The following is a 7235-nucleotide window of genomic DNA, read 5'->3' as shown; positions in this document are numbered from 1 at the left end:
GCGATGATGACGCGGCGCTGGGCTTTAGCGAATACGGCTATAAATTCGTAAGCGCGGTACATAAAGATAACATTTTCGGTTTTCAGCCGCACCCCGAAAAGAGCCATGAGACGGGACTAAAAATTTTACGAAATTTCGGAGAGATGTGATGGAAATTTTCCCTGCGATAGATTTAAAAGAGGGTAAGGCGGTTCGGCTTTTTAAAGGCGAGATGAGTAGCGCGAAAATCTACTCGGACGCGCCGTGGGAGCTAGCCAAAAGATTTGAAGATATGGGCGCAAAGTGGCTTCACGTCGTCGATCTTGACGGAGCGTTTGCGGGCGAAGCGGTAAATCTAAAAACCGTAGAAAAGATCGCAAAAGCCGCAAATTTACAAATCCAAATCGGCGGCGGGATACGCGACGAAGCGCGAATAAAAAGCTACCTTGATAGCGGCATAACGCGCGTTATCTTGGGCTCGGTAGCGCTAAAGGATCCAAATTTTACTAAAGAAATGGCGCAAAAATACCGCGTCGCCGTCGGCATAGACGCCAAAGACGGCTTCGTCGCCGTGCAGGGCTGGGCGGAGGTATCACAGATGAGGGCGACCGAGCTAGCGACTAAATTTGCCGGAGCCGGAGTCGAAGCGGTAATCTGCACCGATATCTCAAAAGACGGCACCCTTAGCGGCGTAAACGTTGAGTTTACCTCGCAAATCGCAAAAGCTAGCGGTATAAATACGATCGCAAGCGGCGGCGTAAAAGATATAGAGGATATCCGGGCGCTAATGCGCGCTGGAGACGTTTACGGCGCGATCGTGGGCAAGGCGTACTACGAGGGGACGCTCGATCTAAAAGAGGCCTTTAAACTGGGCCGCTAAAATTTTAAAGTAAATTTAAATATAAAATTTGCTAGAATTGGACATTTTTTAAAAAAGGATACGATTGTGAAAATACTAGTAGTCGACGACAGCTCTACTATGAGAAGAATCATAAAAAACACCCTGCAAAGGCTCGGGCATCAGGAAATTTTAGAGGCTGAGCACGGAGTCGAAGCGTGGCAAATTTTGAGTCAGCACAGTGATATAAACGTGCTTATCACCGACTGGAACATGCCTGAGATGAACGGCCTTGAGCTCGTAAAAAAGGTCCGCGCCGAGCAAAAATACGTCGATATGCCTATTATAATGGTAACGACCGAAGGCGGTAAAGCCGAGGTCATCACCGCGCTAAAAGCAGGCGTCAATAACTACATCGTAAAGCCGTTTACGCCGCAAGTTTTAAAAGAAAAACTTGAAGACGTCTTAGGCTAAAAGAGCGCAAATTTGAAAGATAAATTTTACGAGCTTGAAGTTCTTTGTTCGCAGGAGCTTCGCGAGCTTTTCGAAGATCTCATTTTTTCTTTGGGTGTTACTTGTACACAGGAGACTGCCGGCGGGTTTATCGTGCGGGGTGAAGACGAACTAGACGAAGTGGAATTTGGCCTGCAAGAATACGCAAAATCTCTGCAAAATGCGCTTGGCCGCGAGATCGAGTTTAAGATAATAAAAAGTCAAAAAGAAAATAAAGACTGGCTAAACGAATACAAAAAAAACGTAAGACCGATAGAGATCGGTAAATTTTACATCCACCCAAGCTGGGAAGATTCTAAAAGCGGGTTTGAAAACATCATCATCGATCCCGCGCTTGCCTTTGGCTCGGGTCACCACGAGAGTACGAGCGCTTGCATAGAGTATCTGCAAAAATACGCATCAAGCTGTATGAGTGCGCTTGACGTGGGTTGTGGAAGTGGGATACTAAGCATCGCCCTAGCAAAACTAGGCTGCGTCACGGATGCCTGCGATACTGATGAGCAAGCAGTGCAAAGCTCGCAGAAAAACGCCGAGCTAAACGGGGTTAAATTTAATCAAATTTGGACCGGTTCGGTGGCGAATTTGGATAAAAAATACGATGTCGTCGTAGCAAATATAATCGCCGACGTGATACTAATGCTAAAAAATGATTTGATAAATTTGCTAAAAGAGGGCTCATATCTCGTTTTAGCAGGCGTTTTGGATAAATACGAAACGCGAATTTTAGAGGCTTTTTCGTCGCTCAAGTTGGTAGAAAATCAAGCCAAAAACGAGTGGAAAAGCTTCGTATTTCAAAAAGCTTAAAATAATTTAAGGAAGATAATGGATAACAGAAAAAACGATGATAAAAATTTAAATAACGGCGGAAATAATTTTTTTAATAAAAATCCGATTTTGATTTTCGCCATTTTTGCTATCGTGATAGTGGTGGCATTTCGCGGGCTTGGAGGCGGCGAGATGGACGGCACGCTGCTAGGACAGAGCGCGGCCGGCTCAAAAAGCACCTCGTACTCCGAGATAAAAGAGATGATAAAAAACAAGCAAGTAGCGCAAGTGGGCATCTCTGAAACCTCGATAAAAGCCGTGGATAACGGCGGTAGAACATACTTTGCCAAAAGGGTAAACGACCCGACGCTAGTGCCGATTTTGGAGGAACAAAAGATTCCTTACGGAGCGTATAGCGAGACAAATTGGTTTACCGAAATGCTCTTTTCGTGGATACTTCCTATTTTTATTTTCTTTGGAATTTGGATGTTTTTGGCTAGCCGCATGCAGCGAAATATGGGCGGCGGTATCCTTGGGATGGGGAGCTCTAAAAAGCTCGTAAACTCGGAAAAACCAAAGGTTAAATTTGCCGACGTAGCGGGTGTGCAGGAGGCTAAAGAGGAAGTCAAGGAAATCGTGGATTTTCTAAAGCATCCGGACAGATATATAAATTTGGGCGCCAAAATCCCAAAAGGCGTGCTTTTAGTTGGACCTCCGGGTACGGGTAAAACCTTGCTTGCAAAGGCCGTCGCGGGCGAAGCAGATGTGCCGTTTTTCTCAGTTTCTGGATCAAGTTTTATCGAGATGTTTGTCGGCGTGGGTGCTAGCCGCGTGAGAGATCTTTTTGAAAATGCGAAAAAAGAAGCTCCGGCGATCGTTTTCATAGACGAGATCGACGCTATCGGCAAAAGCCGTGCAGCTAGCGGCATGATCGGCGGAAACGATGAGCGCGAGCAGACGCTAAACCAGCTTTTGGCCGAAATGGACGGCTTTAGCTCGGATGCGTCGCCCGTTATCGTGCTTGCTGCAACCAACCGTCCGGAGGTGCTTGACGCAGCGCTTTTAAGGCCGGGCAGATTTGACAGGCAGGTGCTTGTCGATAAGCCTGATTTTAAAGGTAGGATCGAAATTTTACGCGTACATATAAAAGATATTAAGCTCGATCATAGCGTTAGTATCGAGGATATCGCACGCATGACGGCAGGTCTTGCGGGGGCGGATCTAGCAAATATCATAAACGAAGCCGCGCTACTAGCGGGCAGAAAAGAAAAAGGCAAAGTCGAGCAGGCTGATTTGCTTGAGGCTGTCGAGCGAGCGATCGCTGGTCTTGAGAAAAAATCTCGCCGCATAAATCCGAAAGAAAAGCGCATCGTGGCCTATCACGAGAGCGGACACGCGCTCATAGCCGAAACCACCAAGGGCGCAAACAGAGTTACCAAGGTATCGATCATACCGCGCGGACTTGCGGCGCTTGGCTACACGCTTCATACGCCTGAAGAGAATAAATTTATGATGCAGCGCCACGAGCTGATGGCTGAAGTGGACGTGCTTCTAGCCGGACGCGCGGCAGAAGAGGTCTTTATAAAAGAGATTTCGACCGGTGCGGGTAACGACCTAGAGCGCGCGACCGATATACTTCGCTCGATGATCTCGATATACGGCATGAGCGATATCGCAGGACTTATGGTGCTTGAAAAACGCCGCAGTACTTTCCTAGCCGGCGGTCAGGCCGATAGGGACTATAGCGATAAAACGGCGGAAAAAGTGGATGAATTTATCAAAACCACGCTTGATGAGCGCTATAAACATGTACTAGAGACGCTGCGAACCTACGGCGACGCGATAGAAAAGATGGTAGAGGCGCTTTACGAAGAGGAAACTATCGAGGGCGCGAAGGTTAGAGAGATCATCGCAAACTACGAAAAAGAGCGCGGCATGCCTAGCAGGCTCGTAAATTTAGAAGAAAACAAAGAGGAACAAGCGTAAAGAAATGCAAAACATCGGGCTAATCGCAAAACAGGGTTACAAATACGTTTTTGCTTTAGGGCTTTTGTTTTTGCTTACACTGATTTTAGGCGCGTGTCAAATTTTATTCTTCGCGCTTTTTGCACTTTGTGTATTTTGGTTTAGAAACCCGGAGCGAGCGCTAGGCAGCGACGATACTTACGCCGTGCTTAGCCCGATCGACGGCAAGATAAAAAGCATAGATAAAATTTACTATTTTGATACGCAGTGCGTTGCCATAACTATCCGTAAGGGCGTGTTTGACGCAGGTGCGCTCAGAGCTCCTTGCGATATGGAGCTTTTAGAAGCTAAGCAAAGGCACGGCCTGTTTTTGTGCAACGCTATGGAAGCTTCTAAAAATTTAAACGAGCGAGCCTTGTTCGTCTGTAAAAACTCAAATAATAAATTTGCGATCCGCGTCATCGCCGGGCCTCTTAGTAAGGATATTTCTTTTGAAAATTTTAGCCGACTAAAAGCGGGCAGGAGATTTGGCTTTTTAAGTAGCGGCGAGGTGGTTTTGATACTGCCTGCAAATGTAAGAATAAGTGTCAGTGTAGGCGAAAAGGTCGCTAGTGCAGGCATTTTAGGTTTTTTTAGCTACGAGGAAAAAGATGCAAGACAATCAGCATAAACTTCAGTTAATGTATATTTTGCCAAATTTATTCACGGCTGCTTCAGCTTTTTTGGGTATTATCAGCATTATCGCTTCCGTGCGCGGCTATATCGCGGCTAGCGCAGGGCTAGACGATGAAGCTAACGGCTATTTTTTCAAAGCTATTATTTACATAGTTTTATCGCTATTTTTGGACGGACTTGACGGACGCGTAGCGAGACTAACTAAAACCACGTCAAAATTTGGCGTAGAGTTTGATAGTCTTGCCGATGTGATAGCTTTTGGCGTCGCGCCGGCGATGCTTTTTTATTTTACGGTCGGACATAGCTTTGGGCGTTTGGGCTCGCTAGTAGCCGCGCTTTTTGTGGTTTTCGGAGCCATTAGACTTGCGAGGTTTAACGTAATGACGGGCACATATGAGCCGTCCGTTTTTATCGGCCTTCCGATACCTACGGCAGCGATAGTCTCGGCATTTTGGGTCGGGCTAAGCTTAGAATACGACTTTACTAGGAGCGCCGAGTGGTTTTTGATGTTTTTGCAAATTTTGCTCTCTATTTTGATGGTAAGCAACATCCGTTACCCGAGCTTTAAAAAAGTAGATCTCAAAAGGGCTGACTTTTTGCGCATCTTAGTCGGACTTACGGTTGCGTTTTCGGCTATTTACGTTTGCCCTATCGAAGCGGTTACGACTTTAATGAGCGTTTATGTTTCTTACGGTATAATCCGCTATGTTTTTATGAGATTTAAAAACAAAAAAATCCAAAAGGAGAGCGAATGAACGGCAACGCTAAATTAAACGCATTTTTCTCTCTACTTCTGCTGCTGCGTTAGGCAGCGACTCTTTCACACCTCAATAATCAAATTTAACCGCACAAACTAAAACTATAAAAAAGGATAAGAAATGAACGAAAATAAAATTATAATATTTGACACTACGCTTCGCGACGGCGAGCAAAGCCCCGGCGCATCAATGAATACCGAGGAGAAAATCCGTATCGCGCGCCAGCTAGAGCGCCTAAACGTAGACGTCATGGAGGTCGGTTTTGCCGCGGCTAGCAGGGGCGATTTTGACGCGATACATCAGATCGCTAAACAAGCCTCAAACGCCTCTATCTGTTCGCTTGCTCGCGCCGTGGACGGAGATATAAAGGCTGCGGGAGAGGCTATTGCGCCTGCTAAAAACAGACGGATTCACACCTTTATCGCCACAAGCCCGATCCATATGGAGTTTAAGCTAAAAATGTCTCCAGATGAAGTGATTAGGCGTGCCGTGCGAGCCGTGGAATACGCTAAAACCTTCTGCGAGGACGTTGAGTTTAGCTGCGAGGACGCATGCAGGAGCGAGATGAGCTTTTTAAAAGAAATTTGCGACGCCGCTATAAACGCCGGAGCAAAAACGATCAACATCCCAGACACCGTGGGGTATCTATATCCCGAGGAGATTACCGCTCGCATAGGAGAAATGGTTAAATTTATAAACGGTCGCGCAGTCGTCTCCGTGCATAATCACAACGACCTAGGCCTAGCTACGGCAAACTCGCTAGCCGCGATAAAAGCGGGCGCCAGGCAGGTCGAGTGTACGCTAAACGGCATCGGCGAGCGTGCGGGAAATGCCGCGCTTGAAGAGATCGTGATGGCGATAAAGACGCGCAGCGACGTATTCGCGCCGCTTTACACGGACATAGTTTATAAAGAAATTTATCCTAGCTCGCGCCTGCTAGCGGGCATCATCGGTATCGAGCCTCAGCCAAACAAAGCCATCGTCGGCAAAAACGCCTTCGCTCACGAAAGCGGCATCCATCAAGACGGCGTGCTAAAACACAAAGAGACCTACGAGATCATCAGCGCCGAAAGTATCGGGCTAGATAAAAACTCGCTGGTGCTTGGCAAACACTCGGGTCGCCACGCCTTTAAAGATAAGCTAATAAGCCTTGGCTTTGAGCTGGAAGATAGCGCGCTAAACGAGGCGTTTGAGAAATTTAAGGCGCTAGCGGATAAGAAAAAAGAGATCTTTGACGACGACTTGCGCGCGCTGGTTACTAGCGAGATCATCAAGATCCCTGAGGTTTTCGAGTTCTTGACGCTTACGCAAAGTAGCTGCAACAAAGGCCTAAGTAGTGCGGCGATCACGCTTCGTCACGCTGATGAGATCAAGAGCGATGCGGCGCTAGGCAACGGTACGGTGGACGCGATATTTAAGGTAATCGACCGCTTAAGCGGCATAAACGGCGTACTAAAAGACTATAAGGTAAACGCCGTTTCGCAGGGCAAGGACGCGCTGGCAAACGTCGTCGTTAAGGTCGAATTTGACGGCAAGACCATCATCGGTCACGGACTTGATATCGATACGATGACGGCGAGCGCTAGAGCGTATATAGGCGCGCTAAATAGCTACGTAAAGATCACCGCTACAAAGTAAAATTTGAGCGGTTTTGCTTCGCCCTCTAAGCAAATTTAAGGCTCGGACTGGGGCCTTAAATTTTAAAATTTGACCTTTAAATTTGACCATAAATTTAAGGCAAA

General features: G+C 46.9%; 7 protein-coding genes and 1 pseudogene. All 8 read left to right on the top strand.

Features of this window, described 5'->3' with window-relative positions; genetic code table 11:
- Window positions 1–149 (top strand): annotated as a pseudogene (locus tag Q0338_RS04470) (imidazole glycerol phosphate synthase subunit HisH); the annotation flags it as partial.
- Window positions 149–859: a 1-(5-phosphoribosyl)-5-[(5-phosphoribosylamino)methylideneamino]imidazole-4-carboxamide isomerase gene (gene hisA, locus Q0338_RS04465; RefSeq protein ID WP_298085707.1), complete on the top strand. Its 711-nt coding sequence runs from the start codon at window positions 149–151 to the stop codon at window positions 857–859. The pseudogene Q0338_RS04470 and the gene hisA, both read left to right, overlap by 1 nt.
- 66 nt (window positions 860–925) lie before the next feature.
- Window positions 926–1291, top strand: coding sequence for a chemotaxis response regulator CheY (locus Q0338_RS04460; RefSeq protein WP_298085706.1), 366 nt, complete (start codon window positions 926–928; stop codon window positions 1289–1291).
- A gap of 12 nt (window positions 1292–1303) precedes the next feature.
- Entirely contained in the window at window positions 1304–2134 is an 831-nt protein-coding gene (locus tag Q0338_RS04455) for a 50S ribosomal protein L11 methyltransferase (RefSeq protein WP_298085705.1), read from the top strand.
- A gap of 18 nt (window positions 2135–2152) precedes the next feature.
- On the top strand, window positions 2153–4081 hold the full coding sequence (gene ftsH, locus Q0338_RS04450) for an ATP-dependent zinc metalloprotease FtsH (protein WP_298085704.1): 1929 nt from the start codon (window positions 2153–2155) through the stop codon (window positions 4079–4081).
- Between the two features lie 4 nt (window positions 4082–4085).
- Entirely contained in the window at window positions 4086–4730 is a 645-nt protein-coding gene (locus tag Q0338_RS04445; protein WP_298085703.1) for a phosphatidylserine decarboxylase, read from the top strand.
- On the top strand, window positions 4711–5490 hold the full coding sequence (pssA, locus tag Q0338_RS04440) for a CDP-diacylglycerol--serine O-phosphatidyltransferase (RefSeq protein WP_298085702.1): 780 nt from the start codon (window positions 4711–4713) through the stop codon (window positions 5488–5490). Before Q0338_RS04445 ends, pssA begins: the two co-directional genes overlap by 20 nt.
- 123 nt (window positions 5491–5613) lie before the next feature.
- Complete coding sequence (locus tag Q0338_RS04435) at window positions 5614–7131, top strand: 2-isopropylmalate synthase (protein ID WP_298085701.1); 1518 nt, start codon at window positions 5614–5616, stop codon at window positions 7129–7131.
- The last annotated feature ends 104 nt before the right edge of the window (window positions 7132–7235 follow it).

The organism is uncultured Campylobacter sp. (assembly GCF_938018145.1).
Lineage (GTDB): Bacteria > Campylobacterota > Campylobacteria > Campylobacterales > Campylobacteraceae > Campylobacter_A.
The sequence above is the reverse complement of the archived record's forward strand: the minus strand, read 5'-3'. Positions and strand labels throughout refer to the sequence as shown.